Genomic DNA, 19289 nt, shown 5'->3' on the forward strand with positions numbered 1-19289 from the left:
ATGGCAAAAGCAAGCAGGCCCAGCATTGCGCTGGTCTTGGGCGGCGGCGCGCCCAACGCAACTTTGATGGCCGGCGCGCTGGTCGCGCTGATGGAGGCCGGCGTCGAATTCGACATCATCTCCACCTCCGGCGCCGGCGCTATTGTCGGCCTCTTGTACGCGGCGCCGCGCAAGGGCTCGCCGCTGGACAATTTACGCCGGCTGGCCGATCTAGGCGTATCCGATCCGATTTACCGGCTGCTGCCGATCAACTACAAGGTGTTCAACAAACCCGGCCCGGCCGCCGACATGTGGCGTAGCTGGCAAAGCCAAAATCCGCTGCTGCAATCCATTCAGCAGCAAGCCGACCAAGGCCCCTGGCAACGCCTGCTGGCCGATTGGACATCGCTGCTGCTGGCCACGCTCTGCCCCAGCGATCTGGGCCCCAACAGCCAAGGCCTGTGCGCGCACGTGCCCTTCATCGAAGAAATCGTGGATTTCGACCGCCTCAAGACCATTGCGCCGCAGTTTTACCTGAACGCGTACAACATCACCCGCGGCGAGATGCGCTGCTGGGACAAGAGCGAGATCGGCCACGAGCATTTCCTGGCCGCGCTGTCCTTTCCCTTCATCTACCCGCCTTATCCCCTGGCCGACGGCGACTACATCGAAGGCGCGGCCATAGACACGCTGAACTTCAAGCAGTTGTTCCGCGATCACCCGCACATCGACTACACCCTGGTGTTCGACGTGCTGGGCAGCGACAGACTATTGCACCCGCCACGCGGCTTATACGACGCCTGGGTGCAATCCATCATCACCCCGCTGACCGAAATCGCGCGCGACGACCTGAAGCTGTTCGAGGCACTGCACAATAAGGACGACCAAGGCCGGCCGCGCACCGAGGTGCTGAAGATCCAGTTCGACAAGCTGATCGACCCGAAACGCCGCGCGGAGGAGTTGGACTGGTCGCACTCCAATCTGTCTCAACTCTATGAGATCGGCTATCAAGCCGGGCAGGACCTGCTCCGCCAACACCGCGCCAAGCTGCTGGGCTAGAGCCAGGCGAGGCAATAAAAAAGGGCTGCCTGACGGCAGCCCTTGACGCTTGGTTAAGCGCAGACGGCATCAATACCAGCTGATGCCGGCCTTCTCGGTGGAAATCACGGTGCCGGCCTCGCCCTTGACGATTTTCTCGATGTCTTCCAGCGCGCCGATCACCGCTTTCTTGCCGGTCAGGCGGGCGAATTCGCAAGCAGCCTCCACTTTCGGGCCCATCGATCCGGCGGCGAAGCCCAGCTTGTCCATTTCGTCCGGATGCGCCTGCTTGATCGCTTTGGCTTCCGGCGTGCCCCAACCGACAAACACGCTCTTCACGTCGGTGGCGATCACGAAGTAGTCAGCGTCGATTTCGCGCGCCAGCAAGGCAGAGGCCAGATCCTTATCGATCACCGCTTCCACGCCCACCAGCTTGTCGCCCTCGTACATGGTGGGAATGCCGCCGCCGCCGGCCGCAATCACCACCACGCCTTTTTCGATCAGCCATTTGATCGGGCGCATTTCGAAGATGCGCTTCGGTTTCGGGCTGGGCACCACGCGGCGGAAATATTCGCCGTCGGCCTTCACCGTCCAGCCTTTTTCCGCCGCCAGCTTGTCGGCTTCTTCCTTGCTGTAGACCGGGCCGACAAACTTGGTCGGGTTCTTGAACGCCGGGTCGTTGGCGTCCACTTCGGTCTGGGTCAGGATGGTGGCGATGGGCACTTCGAACGGCAACACATTGCCGAGTTCCTGCTCAACCATGTAGCCGATCATGCCTTCGGTCTGCGCGCCCAGCACATCCAGCGGATAGGGCGTCACTTTTTCGTCCACATGGCGGGCATAAGCATCGTTCTGCAGGCCCAGCAGGCCCACTTGCGGCCCGTTGCCGTGGCACATCACCAGGTTGTGACCCAGCCGGGTCACGCTGGCCAGTTGTTCCGCGGCCACTTTAACGTTGGCGCGTTGGTTGTCGGCGGTCATGGCCTCGCCGCGACGTTGCAGGGCATTGCCGCCCAGAGCTACGACGACTCGCATATTCAGTTCCTTTTTACTCCCGCGCCCACCGTCTGATACAGCGTGCGCGCTTGAAAACGAAACCGGCCAAGGTTCCCGGTCAGGGGAGCCTTGGCCGGCGGATCATCTGGATGATGCTAAGCGGCTATCAGTCGCCCAGCGTGGCCACCAGGATGGCCTTGATGGTGTGCATGCGGTTCTCGGCCTGCTCGAAAGCGATGCAAGCTTCGGACTCGAACACGTCTTCGGTCACTTCGATGCCGTTGGCCAGGTCCGGGTATTGCGCGGCGATTTCCTTGCCCACCTTGGTTTCGCTGTTGTGGTAGGCCGGCAGGCAGTGCATGAACTTCACCTGCGGATTTTCGGCGGCTGCCATCAGCGCGGCATTCACTTGGTAAGGCTTCAGCAGCTTGATGCGTTCGGCCCAGACTTCGGCCGGCTCGCCCATGGACACCCATACGTCGGTGTGGACGAAGTCGGTGCCCTTGACCGCGGCTTTGGCATCTTCGGTCAAAGTGATGCGCGCGCCGGTCTTGACGGCGATTTCGCGGCACTGAGCCACCAGCTCGTCGGTCGGCCACAGGTGCTTGGGCGCGCCGATGCGCACGTCCATGCCCAGCTTGGCGCCGATCACCAGCAGGGAGTTGCCCATATTGTTGCGGGCGTCGCCCAGGTAGGTGTAGCTGATCTGGGAGATGGGCTTGTCGCTGTTTTCCCACATGGTCAGCACGTCGGCCAGCATCTGGGTCGGGTGCCATTCATCGGTCAGGCCGTTGTATACCGGCACGCCGGCGAACTTGGCCAGCTCGGTTTCCACCATGTGCTGGTCGAAGCCGCGGTATTCGATCGCGTCGTACATGCGGCCCAACACGCGGGCGGTGTCCTTCATCGATTCCTTGATGCCGATTTGCGAACCGGACGGCCCAAGGTAAGTCACGTTGGCACCCTGGTCGTAGCAGGCCACTTCGAAAGCGCAGCGGGTGCGGGTCGAGGTTTTTTCAAAGATCAGGGCGATGTTCTTGCCCTTCAGGTGCTGCTGTTCGGTGCCGGTGTACTTGGCGCGCTTCAGGTCGCGGGCCAGGTCGAGCATGTAGCGGATTTCGCGCGGGGTGAAGTCCAGCATGCGGAGGAAGTTACGGTTGCGCAGATTGAAAGCCATGATATTGCTCCTGATTAGAGTCTGGGCAAGCCGGCCGTCGTTTCCGGGGAAACCGGCGGTCAACCTGTCTTTTTGCACATGAATCTTGGATTTTCCTCCCGGCCGCGCCCGCGGCCGGGACACTACAGCTGAATTACAGTTTCACTTCGTCGCGAGTGATCGGGCAGGTCATGCAGTGACCGCCGCCGCGGCCGCGGCCCAATTCGGAAGCCGGAATCTCGATCACTTCCACCCCGTGCTCGCGCATCAGGCGGTTGGTGTAGGTGTTGCGGTCGTAGGCCACCACCACGCGGCGATCCAGCGCCACCACGTTATTGCCGTCGTCCCACTGCTCGCGTTCGCGCTGGTAGGCGTCGCCGCCGGTCTGGATCACGCGGATTTCCTTGAGACCCAGCGCCTGGCGCACCACTTCCACCAGATGCACGCCTTCATGGCGTTCGAAACGGATTTCGCCTTCGCGGTCGCCCACGTACATGCTGGTGCATGTGATGTCGTCCACCACGTCCGGGAACAGCGACAGCAGATCGATGTCCAGGAAGCTGAACACCGTATCCAGGTGCATCGCCGCGCGGGACTTCGGCATCTGGCATGCGATCACGCGAGTGGCGCCGCCTTCCTTGCCCAGCACGCGCTTGGCCACTTGCACCACAGCCTGCGGGCTGGTGCGTTCCCCCATGCCGATCAGGACCACGCCGTTGCCGATAGGCATCACGTCGCCGCCTTCCAGCGTGGCCGGGCCATGCTCCTGGTCACAATCGCCCCACCATACTTTCACCTTGCCGGCGAACATCGGGTGGAATTTGTAGATGGATTGCAGGATCAGCGTTTCCTGACGGCGCGCCGGCCAGTACATCGGGTTCAACGTGACGCCTTCATAGATCCAGCAAGACGGGTCACGCTGGAACAGGCTGTTAGGCACCGGCGGCAGTACGAATTCAGACTGGTCCAGATAGCCGCCGAACAGGCCTTTCGGATCAAACGGCAGTTCGAACTTGGCGATACCGCCCACCAGATGCTCGGCCAGTTGCGACGAAGGCATTTCGTCCAGCCAGCTGCGCAGGTCGCGCAACATGCCGATACCTACGTTGTCGGCCTTGACCTTGCGATCCAGAATCCAGGCGCGGGAGGCCTTGTCGTCCAATACTTTGGCCAGCGCATCGTGCACTTCCACCACTTCGATGCCGCGGGAGCGCATTTGCTCAACCATGTAGGCGTGGTCTTTCTGTGCGCGCTCTACCCAGATGACGTCGTCGAACAGCAGGCCGTGGCAGTTGTCCGGGGTCAGGCGCTTATGCGCCAGGCCGGGACGGCACACCATCACAGTTCGCAACTTGCCACACTCGGAATGAACACCAAACTTGGTCATGACAAACTCCTTAATGATATTGGGGGAGCTGGTGGAGGCCCGAGGATCTCGCGCGCCTCCGGTAATCTTCTTACTTCTAAATCCGACTTAGAGCGTCAGCGCTCCGGTGAGCAACTCGTAGCCGGCGAACAAACCCGCCACCACGATCAGCGCAGCCAGTACCGCTTCCGGACCGGTGAACGCTTTCTCGCCGCGTTCCTTGCGAGCCCACAGGTAGAACAGCAGACCCGGGGCGTACAGCACCATCGACAGGAACAGATACTTCAGGCCGGCGGCGTAGATCAGCCAGATGCCGTAGACCGAAGCGATGGTGGCGATGCCGAACTCTTTGCCGCTGGACTCGCCCTGGGCGTAGCCCTCGCCGCGCTTGGCCACCAGCAAGGCATAGCCGGCGCACAGCAGGTAGGGAATCAGAATCATCGAGGTGGCCAGCGACAGCAGCGCCAGGTAACCCGCGGAACTGAACAGCGTGATGATCAGGAACAGTTGGATCAGACCGTTGGTCAGCCACAGCGAGGCGGCCGGAGAACCATTGGCGTTGGTGGTACCGAATACCTTGGGCATCACGCCGTCCTTGCCTGCCAGGTAGGGTGCTTCGGAAGCCAGCAGCGTCCAAGCCAACAACGCGCCGCCCACGGAGATCACCAGACCGGCGTTCATCAAGTTGGCGCCCCAGGGACCGATGGCTTTTTCCAGCACATAGGCGGTGGACGGGTTTTTCAGCGCGGCCAGTTCAGCCTGGGTCATGACGCCCAGCGACAGCACAGACACCGCAACCAGCAAGGCGATGGTCAGCAGGAAACCAATCACAGTGGCCTTGCCCACTTCTTTCATGTTTTCCGCACGGCTGGAGAACATCGATGCGCCTTCGATGCCGATGAACACCCATACCGTCACCAACATGGTGCTCTTCACTTGGTCGACAACCGAGCCGAGTTTGGTCGAGCCCCAGAAATCCAGGTTAAAGGTATCCACTTTGAAGGCGAAGATAACCAACAGGATGAACAACGCCAGCGGGACCAGTTTGGCTACGGTGGTGATGGTGTTGATGAAGGCAGCGCCGTGCACGCCGCGCAGCACTAGGAAGTGCAAGGCCCACAACAGGATGGATGCGCAGACGATGGCGGTGGTGGTATTGCCCTCGCCGAACACAGGGAACCAGAAGGCCAGCGCCGAGAACATCACCACAAAATAGGATACGTTGCCGATCCAGGCTGAAATCCAGTAACCCCAGGCCGAGTTGAAGCCCATGTAGTTGCCAAAACCCGCCTTGGCGTAGCCATAAACGCCGCCTTCAACTTCCGGCTTGCGGTTGGCCAGCATCTGGAAGGCAAATGCCAGAGTCAACATCCCGAAGAAGGTAATCACCCAACCGATCAAGATAGCGCCGGCTCCGGCACCCGCCGCCATGTTCTGAGGCAGCGAGAAGATGCCGCCACCGATCATGGAGCCCACCACCAGAGCGGTCAGCGCGCCAAGCTTGAGCTTGGGAGCGCCGCCTTGGGTTTCAGTTTCCGTAGACATTTTCGTTCTCCGTGAGAGTACATTAACCTGCAAATCTGTTGTTATATAATTAAATTCTTATCATCTGAGACAATGGTATACCTCGGATTTAGTGATCGCCAGAACAGTCGAACATCCGTTTGACCTGCATCAAATAGCTTCCCCTGCCCTATCTCACCCACTATGGCAATAGAACAAAAGCTTTATAGAACTCACCCATAAGAATGACAAAATAATAAAATGTGCAGCGCACAAAATATTTGCTTACTTTTCTTTTAAATAATTATTAATTATTGCTGCGTGAAATATTGCGGGAGACAATTCAGAAAGGGGATATTCCGGCAAGCAGAAATCAAGACAAGCGCCTATCGACGTGATAAGCGATAAAAGAACGCGGGATCAAGAACAAGGCGTAAAACGTAAAAAAAAGTGGATGCGGCCCACCACCGCACCCACCAACACACACATCAAGAGGATAAACACATGCTGTTTGCTCGGACGCTCACTCCGGCTTTTTCACGTTCTTGAAAATCGCCACCAGAGCGCCTAGCACCACCAGGGTAGTCACCACAATGGTCACCAAGCTTAAAATGCCGACATCGTCGGAGAGAAGCAGAGTCAGAAGTTCCATCGCCACTCCTTTTCCGGGGCCACGCCCCATATAGGTTTCTTGACCCTCATCTTAGCCAGTTGGGGCGCCCGCCCATTGACCCAAATCAAATGGCATGCCTCACAAATTTGATGCAAGACAAATAAAAAGCCCCTGGCTCTAGCCAGGGGCTCATTTCCTAAAAATCAGCAACTTATATCATTACAGTTGCTCGAAAAGCGATACAGTCCGGATCCGTTCCATCTCAAAAATTAGCGCTCGTCATCCACGTCGAGCCGATGCGCTCACTTGCTGCCGCCCATATCCTTGGACAGGAAAAACGCGTCGGAAAAGAATTCATCCTCCGGCAAGCCGCGTTCGCGCGTGAAGCTGCCGTGCGCGGCCTCTACCATCAGCGGCGCGCCGCAAGCGTAAACCTGATAGCCGGACAAATTTTCGAAATCCTCCAGCACCGCCTGATGAACGAAGCCGGTACGGCCCGCCCACTCGTCTGTCGGCAGCGCGTCGGACAATACCGGTATGAAGGTGATGTTGGGGTTCTGCGCCTGCCAGGCCCCGGCCAGTTCCGCCATATAGAGGTCGGCCTTGGTCCGCGCGCCCCAATAGAACACCATCTCGCGCTGGATTCCGCTGTGGATCGCATGCTCGATAATGCCCTTGACCGGGGCGAAGCCGGTGCCGCTGGCCACGAAGAGGATGGGCTTGTCGGAATCCTCGCGCAGGAAGAAGGAGCCCAGCGGGCCCTTGAAGCGCATGATTTCGCGTTCCTTCATCTGACTGAACACGTAGTCGGAGAACGAACCGCCAGGTTGATGACGGATGTGCAACTCTAGAAAAGCGTCGTCATGCGGCGCGTTGGCGATGGAGAAGCTGCGCTTCTTTCCATCCTTCATCAGGATGTCGATGTATTGACCAGCCTTGAACTGCAGGCGCTCCGATACCGGCAACTTGAGCTTGAGCACCGCCACGTCGTGGATTTTCTCGATTTTCTCTACACGGCACGGCAAGGTCTTGATCTGGATATCGCCCGCTCCAGCCACTTCGCGAGCCTCGATGGTGATGTCGCCCTGAGGGCGGGCACAACAGAACAGAGCCAGCCCCTGGGCGCGTTCGGCCTCGGTCAGGGCTTTTTCCTGGAAACCATCCTGGCTCACTTCTCCATCCACTACCTTGCCTTTGCAGGCGCCGCATGCCCCGTCGCGGCAGCCGTAGGGCAGGCCCACTCCCTGACGCAAAGCCGCTTCCAATACGGTTTCATGCGGCTCGACGCCAAATGTATGCCCGCTGGGGAGCACTTTCACCTGCGCTGTCATCTGTTTCCTCTACTCAATATCTGGCTAAAATGCGCATCATGCGAACCCTGATGATCATCGGCGCCGGCGATGTCGCACGCCGCACTTTGCCGGAACTGACCCGCCGCTGGCGAGTGCTGGCGCTATGCCGCTCAAGCGCGAGCGCCGAAGCGCTGCGCCGGCAGGGCGTCACGCCCATCCGGGGCGATCTGGACAACCCCGTCACTTTGCGCCGATTGGCCGGCCTGGCCGACGATCTGCTGCTGACCGCTCCCCCCCAGGAAACCGGCCGCAAGGACTTGCGCATGCGCAAGTTGTTGTCTGCGTTGGCAAAAGGTTGCAGGATACCACAGCGCCTAGTCTATATCAGCACCAGCGGCGTGTACGGCAATGCCGATGGCGCTTTGCTGGATGAAGGTGCCCGTCCTCGCCCGCACAACGATCGCGCCTTCCGACGCTTGGACGCCGAAACCCAATTGCGAAGCTTTGCCGCAGCCCACGGCAGTCAACTGACCGTGTTGCGCGCGCCGGGCATCTACGCCGACAACCGCCTTCCGCTGAGCCGTTTCGCCTCGCAAACGCCGCTGATCCGCCCAGAAGAGGACAGCTGGAGCAATCACATCCACGCCGACGACCTTGCCGCCGCCTGCGTGGCGGCATTGCGGCAATGCCGCGGCGGCCCTCGCGTATACAACGCCAGCGACGATCAGCCGCTTCCAATCAGCGAATGGTACCGCCGGCTCGCCGCCACGCTTGACCTGGTCTTGCCGCCCTTGCTGCCGCGCGAGGAAGTCCGCGCCCAGGTCTCCGCTGGTCTATGGTCGTATATGATGGAGTCCAGGCAGTTGGACAACAGGCGTTTGCGCCGGGAATTGCTGCCGGTACTCCGCTGGCCCGACACTGCCGTCTACCTGGCGGCGCTGGCCCAAGCGCCGGAACGCATCGCCGTCGCGCTCGCCTCGGCGGCCAAGATTCGGTAACATCGCGGTTTTTTTGAGTTTTCAGCAGGCTTCTCTATGGAAAATCCGGCATTTCAACGCGCCATCCGCAGCTTCGTCCTGCGCCAAGGCCATCTGTCCCCCGGCCAGCAACGCGCGATGGACGAAGGCATGCCGCGCTGGGGCATAGAATACCGCCCCGAGCGCATCGATCTGGAGCAGGCCTTCGGCCGCGCCGCGCCCAAAATTCTGGAGATCGGCTTTGGCATGGGCGGCGCCACCGCCGAAATCGCCGCCGCCAATCCGGATCAAGACTACCTGGGCGTGGAAGTGCACTCTCCCGGCGTCGGCAATCTGTGCAAGCTGATCGCGGAAAAAGAATTGAGCAATCTGCGCATCATCCGACACGACGCGGTGGAAGTGCTGGATCACATGCTGGCCGACGGCAGCCTGGATGGAGTGCATATTTTCTTCCCCGACCCCTGGCACAAGAAACGCCACAACAAACGGCGCTTGATCCAGGCGCCGCTGGTGGAGAAGCTGATCACCAAGCTCAAGCCGGGCGGCTACCTGCACGCCGCCACCGATTGGGAAGACTACGCCTTGCAAATCATGGACGTGTTCAGCAGCCAGCCGCAGCTGGTCAATACCGCCGATGGCTACGCGCCACGCCCGGACTACCGCCCGCTGACCAAGTTCGAGGCCCGCGGCATCAAACTGGGCCACGGCGTGTGGGACGTCATTTTCCGCCGCCTCTGATCCCCTCTCACGCCCGTCGCAAGCGGCGGGCGTCAGCGCCTGTTCAAAAGCTCTCCGGCCAGAGAGAGATCATGAACACGTTCTGAGCACGTACCCGCCGGGCCACGCATCACGCAGCGCGGTAGTCTTTGAACAGGCTCTCAGCCGGCTCGCGGCAATAAAGCCTCGATATCCTCCAGCAACTCGTGCGGCTCCACCGCCGGCTCGTAACGCTTGACCACCCTTCCCTTCGCATCGATCAGGAATTTGGTGAAGTTCCACTTCACCGGGTGTGGATGGGTGGAGTCTGCTTGAGTCAGCCAGCGCCACAGCGGATGAGCCCGCGGCCCGTTAACCTCCACCTTCGCGAACATGGGGAAATCCACCTCGAAGCGCGTCCGGCAAAAACGCTCGATCTCGGCCTCGTCGCCCGGCTCCTGGCCGCCGAACTGATTGCAGGGGAATCCCAGCACAACCAGCCCGCGGCCGCCCAAGCCTTGCTGCAAATCCTGCAAGCCGGCGTACTGCCGGGTGTAGCCGCACTCGCTGGCGGTATTCACCACCAACGTCACTTGACCGGTGTACGCCGACAGCGGCTGTTCGCTGCCGTCTATGCGCGCGGCGGTGAAGTCGTAAAGCGTGGTCATGGCCACCTCCGTCTCGTATAATGAGCGCTCCCGAGAATCCACTCAGGCACTATCCGATGTTGTTCAATCCCAGCCGGCAGGACGCCCGGCGCTTCTTCTTCGACACCTGGCAGAAATCCAAATCCGGGACGGACTTGTCCGATCTGGAAAAAATGGTGCTCCCCATTCTTATAGACCACCCGGAGTATCACGCCATTCTGGATCGGCCGGAACAGTATATGGAACAGGAGTGGACTCCGGAAATGGGCCAGAGCAATCCCTTCCTGCACCTGGGCCTGCATGTGGCTATTGAGGAACAACGCTCCATCGACCAGCCCTTCGGCATCCGCTCCTTGTACGCCCAGCTAGCGCTGCGCCACGGCAGCGAACATCTGGCTCAGCACGCGATGATGGATTGTCTCGGCGAAATGATCTGGCACGCTCAGCGCCATGGCGGCGGACCGGACGTGAACCGCTACATAGGCTGTATTCGCGGCAAGTTGGGCATGGGAGCGGAGGAGCAGCCCCGCATCAACCCAAATGACATCCCAGACTGACGCCGCACGCCCGACAAGCGCTTGCTCATGACCAACGCCCGGCTCAGCCGGGCGTTTTGCATTGCCCGGCGACAGGCAAAAAAAGAGCCGTGGGGGGAAACCCTCCACGGCGATCAAGCGGGGCAGCTCGTACTGGCAAAGCCAGAAGAGCAGCTTCATGCTATTCCCACAATAAACAAAATGCAAATAGTTTTTCAACAGTTAACAACAAATAAAATATTGAATCATTTATATAAATATAATATTTAAAATGAATCATTAAAAAAAGCCGGCCTTAGCCGGCTTGAAGCCTGAAACGAACGCGTCTCACAACAAACGATTGCGCTCTATGCCCGCTACAAAGGCCGCGATATTGTCCACCAGCTGCGCGGCCAGACGCTCCATCGCCTGCCGGCTGGCCCAGCCCACATGAGGGGTGACAATCAAATTGGGCAAGCGGGTTTTCAACAGAGGGTTGCCATGTACCGGCGGCTCTTCGCTCAGCACGTCGAAACCCGCGCCGCCCAGCTGCCCGTATTTCAGCGCAGCCACCAGGTCCTCCTCGTTAACCAGGCCCCCACGCGCGGTGTTGATCAACAAGGCGCCGGGCTTCATCAGCATCAGCTCCGGCTGGGCGATCAAGTCCCGGGTTTCCTCGGTCAGCGGGCAATGCAGCGAAATCACATCGGCCTGCGCCAAGGCCTCGGCAAAAGCCACATGACCGGAGCGCAACGCCTTCGCGCCTTTGCGCTCGACGAACAACACTTCCATGCCAAGCGCGCCGGCCATCTCCGCCAGGCGCAGGCCAATACCGCCCGCGCCGACAATCCCCAGGGTCGCGCCGCGCAAATCGCGGATCGGCGCGCCGAAATGGCAGAACTGTCTGGATTGCTGCCACACCCCTGCGGCGACGTCGCGCTGATAAGCCGGCAGGTTCTTGGCCAGGGCCAGCATCAGGGTCAGCGCGTGTTCGGCCACGGTGTCGTCGCCATAATGACGGATATTGCAGACCGCGATGCCCAGCTCGCGACAGGCGTCCAGGTCGATATGGTTGTAGCCCGTGGCGGCCACCGCCACCAGCTTAAGCCCGGGCAATTGCTCCAGGGTTTCCCGACGCAACGGCACCTTGTTGGTGATGACGATGTCCGCCCCCGAGCAATTCATCGCCGCGTCTTCGACGCTGGTGGAGGGGAACTCGTGATATTCGGACGGGAACGGCAAAAGCGGAACCGGGACAGGCAAGCTGTCCCGGTCAAGAAACACGACGGAGTGGGTCATCGGCTATTCAGTCATCTCTCGAAAGTGATCAAATCGCGGTAAGCATGCCAGCTGGCCAGCGCCAGAACCGGCATGATGATGATCAGGCCCAGGAAATAAGTCGCAAAGCCCACCGCGCTCAGCGTCACAATGATAGCCGCCCATATGCCCATCGTCAGCAGATTCTTCAGCACCGCCTGCACGCTGGCGATCATGGCGGTGACGGTGTCCACCTCCTTATCCAGCATCAAGGGGATAGAGACCACGCTGACCGAAAATACCACCTGAGCAAACAGGAAGCCCACCGCGAAGTAAGCCACCAGGAAAGCGAGATTGTCCGGATTGAAGGCATTGACCACAATGTCATTCAAGGATGGCAAGGCGGCGGTGTCGTAGAACAGCGCGAACATCAGCAAAGACACTCTGAACCAGCCGAACACCAGCACCGCCAGCAAGGCCGCGTACAAGGTGAAAGCCGGCAAGTTGACGCGCCAGGCCGCCATGCTGTGCGCCAGCTTGACCCGTCCATGACCGTCGAAAGCCTCCATCTGCTTGGCGATGTCGTACAGACCTATCGCCAGAAAGGGGCCGGCCAACAGGAAAATGGTGGCGAAGGTGATGATCAGCTCAGGAGAGTGTTCGGAGTACAAGGTCAGCAAATACCCCATCAATACGAATACCGCGCCGTAAAACAGGCAGTCGGCCGGGGCTTTTTGAAAATCGCGGAAGCCTTTTTTCAGCCATTGCAACGGCCGGGAGGTTTCCACCCTGCGCGCAACCGGGCGATCGCGCGGGATATCGTGAGTCGCGTCCATGACAAGTCCCCCTCAAGGATACGATGCGAGGCAGCCCCCGCATCCTTACCGTTATACGCCACGCGTCGCAAAACACAAGCTGGCCGTCCGGCTGCTATAATCCCGCGATTGCCACGGCCCTTGACGCGCGCCGCGCTTCGCGCCGCCGGGCCGGGCCTCATCCCGCGCTTGCGCGAAAGGACATCTCATGAGCGAACTGATTATCGAAGAACTGGCGATCGGCGACGGCGCCGAAGCCGTCAGCGGCCAGGAAGTCACCGTGCACTACACTGGCTGGCTGACCGACGGCACCAAGTTCGATTCCAGCAAGGACCGTTTCCAGCCGTTCAGCTTCCCGCTGGGCGCCGGCTATGTGATCAAGGGCTGGGACCAAGGCGTGGCCGGCATGAAAGTGGGCGGCAAACGCAAGCTGACCATCCCGGCCGAGCTGGGCTACGGCGCGCGCGGCGCCGGCGGCGTGATTCCTCCCAACGCCACTCTGGTGTTCGAGGTGGAGCTCTTGCAAGTGGGTTGAACCCCTGCTGTGCAAGGACGTAAAAAAAGCTTCCCCAGGGAAGCTTTTTTCATTGGATGGCGCGGGCTTATTTCTTCACGCACTGATGCTGACGACGGCGGCGCATCCAGACGAAAGCCACGCCCAGCAGCAAGGCGGCCACCACCGCCAGAATGCCGGCCTGCCCGCGATGCACCATGGTCATCAACCACTCGCGGTTGGCGGCGCCGTAATAGCCCAGATACACCCATACCGGCACCGAGATCAGGGCGGCGAAGCCGTCCATCAGCAAGAAACGCCAGTAGGAAACGCGGCGAGTCATGCCGGCGGTAATGAAAATGGGAGAGCGCAGTCCGGGTAGAAAACGGGCAACGAACAGTACCCAATTGCCGTACTTTTCGAACTTCTCCTGCACCGCTTCAAAACGCTCTTGAGTCAGGATCCGCGCGATGGGCCGGAACTTCAGCACCCGGTTGCCAAACACTCGCCCGGCGGTGAACATGATGCCGTCGCCTGCCAGCACCCCGGCCATGCCGACGAGAAACATCCAATGCACATTGGTGTAGCCTAGGCCGGAAATAATACCGCCGGCCACCAAGGTGATGTCTTCGGGAATCGGCACGCCGAAGCCGCATACCAGCAACACGGTGAATACGGCGACATAGCCGTAGCCAGTGAAAAAATCGAGAAGTATTTGCAGAGTGTCCATTTTGTTCCGCTTGCCGCCATGTCTCCGTTCAGGACGATCCTGGCGCGGCTGCGTTATCGGGGTACATCACCAGGGGCTTATAATAGCACACCTCCAACGCAGACTTTCTTGACATGACTCGCCCTATCCAGGTGGAAATCCACCGCGCCGCCATCCGCCACAACTACCTGCTTTCCCGCGCCCAGGCCCCTCAAGCCAAGGCATACGCCGTGCTCAAGGCCAATGCCTACGGCCATGGACTGCTGGATGCGGTCCAAGCCTTGGCCGATGTCGCCGACGGCTTCGCCCTGCTCAATATCGAGGACGCCGTCCGCTTGCGCGAAGCGGGCATCCAACAGGACATCGTACTGCTGGAAGGCGCTTTCGACGCCGAGGAAGCCGCGGCGATGGCGCATTACCGGCTAGGCGGCGCGGTACATTCCCAACAACAGATAAGCTGGCTGGCCAAAGGTTCCGCCAAACAGCCGGTTTCCGTTTGGCTGAAGATCAATAGCGGCATGAACCGGCTGGGCTTCACCCCGGCGGAGGCCCCCGCCGCGCTCGCGCAATTGCGCGCTCAACCCGGCGCGCGCGTCGATGCGCTGATGACCCACTTCGCCACCGCCGACGACGACTACGGCGTCGCCGAACAATGGGGGCGCTTCCAGCCCTTGATCGCGCCCAGCGCGCTGCCAGTCAGCGCCGCCAACTCCGCCGCGCTGTTCCGCCACCCGCATACCCACGGCGCCATCGTGCGCCCCGGCATCGCGCTCTACGGCTGTTCTCCCTTCGCCGACATCGACGCCGCCGGCTTGGGCCTACAGGCGGCGATGACGCTGAGCAGCCGGGTCATCGCGGAGCAAAAGGTGCCAGCCGGCGACGCCGTCGGCTACGGTCGACGCCTAGTGGCCGAACGCGACATGCGCGTCGGCATCGTCGCTTGCGGCTACGCCGACGGCTATCCGCGCATCGCCGACAACGGCACGCCGGTCGCGGTGGATGGCCTGCCCAGCGGCATCGTCGGCCGGGTATCCATGGACATGCTGGCGGTGGACCTGAGCGCACTGCCTCAAGCCGGCATTGGCAGCCGGGTTGAACTGTGGGGCCCTCAAGTGCCGATAGAACAAGTCGCCGCCGGCGCGGGCACTTTGGGCTACGAACTGATGTGCGCAGTGGCGCCGAGAGTGCCGCGCGTCGTCAATAACTGAGCCCGGCGCAGCCAGCCGCAGGCGGCCAACATACCCAAGACCGCGCCGCTCCAATGCGCCGACGTCAAGACCGGCTCGCCGCCGCTCCAATTGCCTGGAAACAGGCTTTGCCACACCAGCCGGGCCAGCAGGGCGGCCAGCCATAAGCCGCGCCAGCGCGGCTGCGTCAGTGCCAGCGCCGCCCACCAGCAATACACCAGGCCGGATGCGCCGACAAAAGCCTGCGGCGTCGGCCACAGCCACTGCATGACGGCGATTAGCGGCGGCGCCGCCAGCGCCAACCCCAGCAGCAGCGACGCCCGTCCCTGCCCCAAGCAGGCCAGCACAGCCAGCGCCGCGCTGTTTAAGCAGGCGTGGCGCGCGTCGGCATGCACCCAGCCGCCGCTCAGCGCCCGCCACCACTCCTCGGCGTTCCAAGGCTCGAAACGCCACGCCAGCGCCCCCGCGCCCCAAGGCGCGGCCAGCGGCAGCAGGACGACGAGGCATAAACCCAGCTGCAGCCGGCCGGCCAGGGTCTTCAGCGCTTGCGGCGCCACAGCGCCGTCGCTCCTAATGCGCCCAAGCCCAGCAGCAACGCCAGGCCGCCTTCGTCCGCTGCCGCCACCGCGTTGCCGCGACGCGCCACGTCGACGTACAAGGGATCATGATCCGAAGAACGGTAAGCGTCCGCCGCGTAGTATTTCTGCTGCTGCTCCGCGCTCCTGAACTCGCTGCTGTACTCCAGCGCCGTCGGCTCATCGGCGTTGATGTGCCACTCCCCGGCGGCCAGCACCATGGAGCTCAGCGGCTTATCGGCCAAGGCATGGTCCAGGTTGCCGGATTCACCGTTGAATACATAGGAATAGGCATCGCGGCTCCAACGCGTCAGCAGGTTGTTGAAGCCCGCGTTTTCAAAGGCACGGATCGGATCTTCCTTGGCGTAGGAATTCATATCGCCCAGCAATAGCATGCCGTCGTTAGGGCCGGGCTGCGGACGGGTGGCGTACCACGCCATCAGATCGCGCACCGCCTGCACCCGGGTCAGATTGCAATTGCCCTGACCGTCGCCCTTATCCACGTCGGCCTGCCCGTCCACTACCATGTCCGCGCAGCTGCTGCCCTTGGACTTCAGATGGTTGACCGCCACGGTGACCCGGGTCTTGCTCTTGGCGTCCAGCACAAAAGTCTGCAACAAGGCCGGCCGGTTCTTCTGCGGATTGCCTACCACCCTCACCTCGGCCTTGCCCTCCGCCGTCACCACGGTCGGACGGTAGATCAGGCCGGTGGTGATCGCGTCGCTGCCCACTTGCGGCAGGCCGGGGTTGGCGAATTGATATTGCTTGGGCTGGGGTTGGCCCTGATTTAGCGCATTCACCAAGTCCTGAATCGCCGAGTAGCGGTCGAAGCCATCATTCTCGATTTCCATCAGGCCCACTACATCAGCGTCCAATTGACGAATCGCGGCCACGATCTTGGCGCGTTGGCGCTCGAAATCCTGCTGAGTCTTGGCGCCGCGCGGCGTCGGAAACCCCTTGCCTTGGCCGTCGCCATTGAAGAAGTTGAGCACATTGAAGCTGGCGAAGCGCACGCTCTCCGGCTTACGCTTGGGCGCGCCGGGGCGCGGATTACTGGCCACCACGCTCGGCGCGGCCAGCGGTTGCAGCCGATATTTGCCAAAGGCGTAGCTGACCACGCCGGTCACGCCGTCCAGACGGTCGCCGCTGCGCAAGGTCTGGCTGGCGGACAAGCCGCCGGGCGCCGGCAGCCAGGCATTGGCGTTTTGGATCTGCAGGCCGTCGTCCAGGGTCAGCTTGTCCAATTGATTGGCCTCGGTCAGCGCCTTGGCTTCGGCGCTGCCGGGCAGAAAACGCTGGGTGGCGGTCCACAGCCGCGGCTGGCTGGACAGCGTCAGCTCGCCGTAGCGGCCATAGTCGTAATTGGCGGCGACGTAGACCGGTCCTTCCAGGCGCACGGCCATGCCGGCCAGCGCCTCCAGCTGAGCGCTGGATTGCAAGGGCAGCCGCAACGTGGCGTAGCTCAAGGGCTCGCTGTAAGCGCACTGCTCCACCGCGGCGATCGTGGCCGGGGTGATCTGGGTTTCGCTGGCGGCGTCGCCCTTGCGGCTGTACTCGGACACTTTGCCAGTGACGCGCACCACATCGCCGGGTTTAAGCGTCGGCGCCGCCAGATTGCCGAGAAACACGAAGATGCCTTCCGAGGTGGTCGGGTCGGCATCCTGATCCCGCACCTCTTCTTGCAGGTAGAAGCCTCGCAATTGCCCGGCCCCGGTGAAGGCACCGCTGACGACGCCTTCCACAGTGACGGTCTTGCCCTGCATGGGGCTTCCGACGACGCGGCCCTGCACATCATGGATTAAAGTGGCGCCGGCGGCGCCGCAAGCGGCCTGGGCCAAGACCGGAGTCGCCAACGCCACTGCCATGGCGATAGGGCTCAAGGTCCTGAATGCTGTTGCTGTTTTCATGGTCTGGGTTCATCACGAGCGTAAGGAGCGCTGATTCTAACCAGAGCGCAATGACAAAAAGATGTCATTAGATACAGTTGCACGCAAAGTCGCTATCTGTATGTTTTTCCTGAAAACAGTAAGCTCCGCATCTTTCCAAATCCAGGCAATAAAAAAACGCCAAACAAACAATGTATGGCGTTTTCATGCTGATGCCGGCACTTGCCGGCTGTGGCAATCAGGCGACGCTCTGGATCGCCGCCGCAATGGACTGCGCCCACTGATCGGCCAGAGCCTTGTCGTCGGCTTCCACCATCACCCTCACCACCGGCTCAGTGCCGGACGGACGCAACACCACGCGGCCGCGGCCTTGCAAAGCCTGCTCGGCGGCGGCCAGCGACGCCGCGGAGGCGCTCTTCCAATCGCAGCCGTTATGGCGAACATTGATCAGCGTCTGCGGATACGGCTGCCAGTCGCTGCAGGCGTCGGCCAGGCTCATGCCCAGATCCGTCAGGCTAGCCAGGACTTGCAAGCTGGAAATGATGCCGTCGCCGGTAGAGTGGCAGTCCAGGCACAAGATATGGCCGGAAGCTTCGCCGCCCACCTGCCAACCTTTGCCATGCAGCATTTCCAGCACATAGCGGTCGCCCACCTTGGCGCGGCCAAACTCCACGCCCAATTTGTTTAGCGCCAGTTCCATCGCCAGATTGGTCATCACCGTGCCGACCACGCCGCCCTTGAGCTCGCCCCTGGCCGCGCGCGCCTTGGCGATCACGTAGATCAGCTGATCGCCGTCGTACACGGTGCCTTCGCGGTCCACCATGATCAGCCGGTCGCCGTCGCCGTCCAGCGCGATGCCGTAGTCGGCGTGGTGCTCCAGCACCGCTACCTGCAAAGTCTTGGGATAGGTGGCGCCCACCTTCTCGTTGATGTTGTAGCCGTCCGGCTCGCCGCCGATGGTGACCACCTCCGCGCCCAGTTCATGGAACACCTTGGGCGCTACGTGGTAAGTGGCGCCGTGGGCGCAATCCACCACCAGCTTCAAGCCCTTGAGATCGCGATCGTTGGGAAAGCTGCTCTTGCAGAACTCGATGTAGCGCTCCACCGCGCCCTCGATGCGACGCACCCGGCCCAATTGTTCGGACGGATTGGTCGCCATCGGCTGCTCCAGCATCGCCTCGATTTCCAACTCAACGGCATCGTCCAGCTTCTTGCCGCCTTCGGCGAAGAACTTGATGCCGTTATCCTGGAAGGGATTATGCGAAGCGGAGATCATCACCCCGGCCTCGAGACGCAGCGCGCGGGTCAGGTAGGCGATGCCCGGCGTCGGCAACGGGCCGGTCAGCAGCACATTGACGCCGGCGGCGGAAAAGCCGGCTTGCAGCGCCGCTTCCAGCATATAGCCGGAAATTCGGGTGTCCTTGCCGATCAAGACCGTAGGACGATGCGCCTTGTCGTGGTCGACCAAAACGCGGCCGGCGGCATAGCCCAGTTTCATCACGAATTCAGGCGTAATCGGGAATTGACCGACCTCGCCGCGCACGCCATCGGTGCCAAAGTATTTACGGCTCATGTTTCTCTCTCGAATC

At 61.2% G+C, this 19289-nt stretch carries 20 protein-coding genes; 7 read left to right on the forward strand and 13 right to left on the reverse strand.

Annotated elements, in window-relative coordinates; all coding sequences use genetic code 11:
• On the forward strand, positions 1–1038 hold the full coding sequence (locus BR71_RS12635; RefSeq protein WP_043637837.1) for a patatin-like phospholipase family protein: 1038 nt from the start codon (positions 1–3) through the stop codon (positions 1036–1038).
• A gap of 69 nt (positions 1039–1107) precedes the next feature.
• Here BR71_RS12635 and arcC read toward each other — a convergent pair whose 3' ends face one another.
• The 6 genes from arcC to BR71_RS12660 all read right to left on the reverse strand — a co-directional run bounded on the left by arcC (position 1108) and on the right by BR71_RS12660 (position 7982).
• Entirely contained in the window at positions 1108–2052 is a 945-nt protein-coding gene (arcC, locus tag BR71_RS12640) for a carbamate kinase (RefSeq protein WP_043637840.1), read from the reverse strand.
• A 127-nt stretch (positions 2053–2179) separates the two neighbouring features.
• Entirely contained in the window at positions 2180–3190 is a 1011-nt protein-coding gene (locus tag BR71_RS12645; RefSeq protein WP_043637842.1) for an ornithine carbamoyltransferase, read from the reverse strand.
• A gap of 133 nt (positions 3191–3323) precedes the next feature.
• Positions 3324–4556: an arginine deiminase gene (locus BR71_RS12650; protein ID WP_043637845.1), complete on the reverse strand. Its 1233-nt coding sequence runs from the start codon at positions 4554–4556 to the stop codon at positions 3324–3326.
• Between the two features lie 87 nt (positions 4557–4643).
• Positions 4644–6080: an arginine-ornithine antiporter gene (arcD, locus tag BR71_RS12655; RefSeq protein WP_043637846.1), complete on the reverse strand. Its 1437-nt coding sequence runs from the start codon at positions 6078–6080 to the stop codon at positions 4644–4646.
• A 481-nt stretch (positions 6081–6561) separates the two neighbouring features.
• Positions 6562–6690, reverse strand: coding sequence for a DUF3149 domain-containing protein (locus BR71_RS23590; protein ID WP_019103856.1), 129 nt, complete (start codon positions 6688–6690; stop codon positions 6562–6564).
• A gap of 263 nt (positions 6691–6953) precedes the next feature.
• Positions 6954–7982: a CDP-6-deoxy-delta-3,4-glucoseen reductase gene (locus BR71_RS12660; protein WP_043637847.1), complete on the reverse strand. Its 1029-nt coding sequence runs from the start codon at positions 7980–7982 to the stop codon at positions 6954–6956.
• 38 nt (positions 7983–8020) lie between these two features.
• Here BR71_RS12660 and BR71_RS12665 point away from each other — a divergent pair, with 38 nt between their 5' ends.
• Positions 8021–8941, forward strand: coding sequence for an NAD-dependent epimerase/dehydratase family protein (locus tag BR71_RS12665; protein WP_043637973.1), 921 nt, complete (start codon positions 8021–8023; stop codon positions 8939–8941).
• Between the two features lie 36 nt (positions 8942–8977).
• On the forward strand, positions 8978–9658 hold the full coding sequence (trmB, locus tag BR71_RS12670; protein WP_043637849.1) for a tRNA (guanosine(46)-N7)-methyltransferase TrmB: 681 nt from the start codon (positions 8978–8980) through the stop codon (positions 9656–9658).
• A gap of 140 nt (positions 9659–9798) precedes the next feature.
• Here trmB and BR71_RS12675 read toward each other — a convergent pair whose 3' ends face one another.
• Positions 9799–10284 (reverse strand): glutathione peroxidase, encoded by a 486-nt coding sequence (locus BR71_RS12675; RefSeq protein WP_019103852.1) that lies wholly within the window; start codon positions 10282–10284, stop codon positions 9799–9801.
• A gap of 56 nt (positions 10285–10340) precedes the next feature.
• On the opposite strand from BR71_RS12675, the gene BR71_RS12680 reads away from it, so the two are divergent.
• Together BR71_RS12680 and BR71_RS24200 are read left to right on the forward strand one after the other, a co-directional pair.
• Positions 10341–10820 carry a DUF1841 family protein gene (locus tag BR71_RS12680; protein ID WP_043591312.1) on the forward strand — a complete coding sequence of 160 codons (480 nt, stop codon included), beginning with the start codon at positions 10341–10343 and terminating at the stop codon, positions 10818–10820.
• 27 nt (positions 10821–10847) lie between these two features.
• Entirely contained in the window at positions 10848–11069 is a 222-nt protein-coding gene (locus BR71_RS24200; protein ID WP_141113091.1) for a hypothetical protein, read from the forward strand.
• Between the two features lie 57 nt (positions 11070–11126).
• Here the strand turns inward: BR71_RS24200 and BR71_RS12685 are convergent, their stop codons facing one another.
• Positions 11127–12077 (reverse strand): D-2-hydroxyacid dehydrogenase, encoded by a 951-nt coding sequence (locus BR71_RS12685; RefSeq protein WP_043637850.1) that lies wholly within the window; start codon positions 12075–12077, stop codon positions 11127–11129.
• 11 nt (positions 12078–12088) lie between these two features.
• Positions 12089–12871: a DUF2189 domain-containing protein gene (locus BR71_RS12690; RefSeq protein ID WP_043591313.1), complete on the reverse strand. Its 783-nt coding sequence runs from the start codon at positions 12869–12871 to the stop codon at positions 12089–12091.
• A 187-nt stretch (positions 12872–13058) separates the two neighbouring features.
• Between BR71_RS12690 and BR71_RS12695 the strand changes: the two genes are divergently transcribed.
• Positions 13059–13385, forward strand: a complete 327-nt coding sequence (locus tag BR71_RS12695) for an FKBP-type peptidyl-prolyl cis-trans isomerase (protein ID WP_019101992.1) — start codon at positions 13059–13061, stop codon at positions 13383–13385.
• A 67-nt stretch (positions 13386–13452) separates the two neighbouring features.
• Here the strand turns inward: BR71_RS12695 and BR71_RS12700 are convergent, their stop codons facing one another.
• Complete coding sequence (locus BR71_RS12700; protein ID WP_043637851.1) at positions 13453–14073, reverse strand: DedA family protein; 621 nt, start codon at positions 14071–14073, stop codon at positions 13453–13455.
• A 113-nt stretch (positions 14074–14186) separates the two neighbouring features.
• Here BR71_RS12700 and alr point away from each other — a divergent pair, with 113 nt between their 5' ends.
• On the forward strand, positions 14187–15260 hold the full coding sequence (gene alr, locus BR71_RS12705) for an alanine racemase (protein ID WP_043637855.1): 1074 nt from the start codon (positions 14187–14189) through the stop codon (positions 15258–15260).
• On the opposite strand, the gene BR71_RS12710 is transcribed toward alr, so the two are convergent.
• The 3 genes from BR71_RS12710 to glmM form a co-directional block, all read right to left on the reverse strand.
• The gene (locus BR71_RS12710; RefSeq protein ID WP_043591318.1) at positions 15206–15796 is read right to left on the reverse strand and encodes a rhomboid family intramembrane serine protease; all 591 of its coding nucleotides are present in this window, start codon (positions 15794–15796) and stop codon (positions 15206–15208) included. The two genes, alr and BR71_RS12710, sit on opposite strands and share 55 nt — an antisense overlap.
• Complete coding sequence (locus BR71_RS12715) at positions 15778–17721, reverse strand: ExeM/NucH family extracellular endonuclease (protein ID WP_156038978.1); 1944 nt, start codon at positions 17719–17721, stop codon at positions 15778–15780. The genes BR71_RS12710 and BR71_RS12715 overlap by 19 nt, the downstream gene beginning before the upstream one ends.
• Before the next feature lie 217 nt (positions 17722–17938).
• Positions 17939–19273: a phosphoglucosamine mutase gene (gene glmM / locus BR71_RS12720; RefSeq protein ID WP_043637857.1), complete on the reverse strand. Its 1335-nt coding sequence runs from the start codon at positions 19271–19273 to the stop codon at positions 17939–17941.
• Positions 19274–19289 lie beyond the last annotated feature (16 nt).

This window comes from Chromobacterium haemolyticum DSM 19808, from assembly GCF_000711885.1.
Lineage (GTDB): Bacteria > Pseudomonadota > Gammaproteobacteria > Burkholderiales > Chromobacteriaceae > Chromobacterium > Chromobacterium haemolyticum.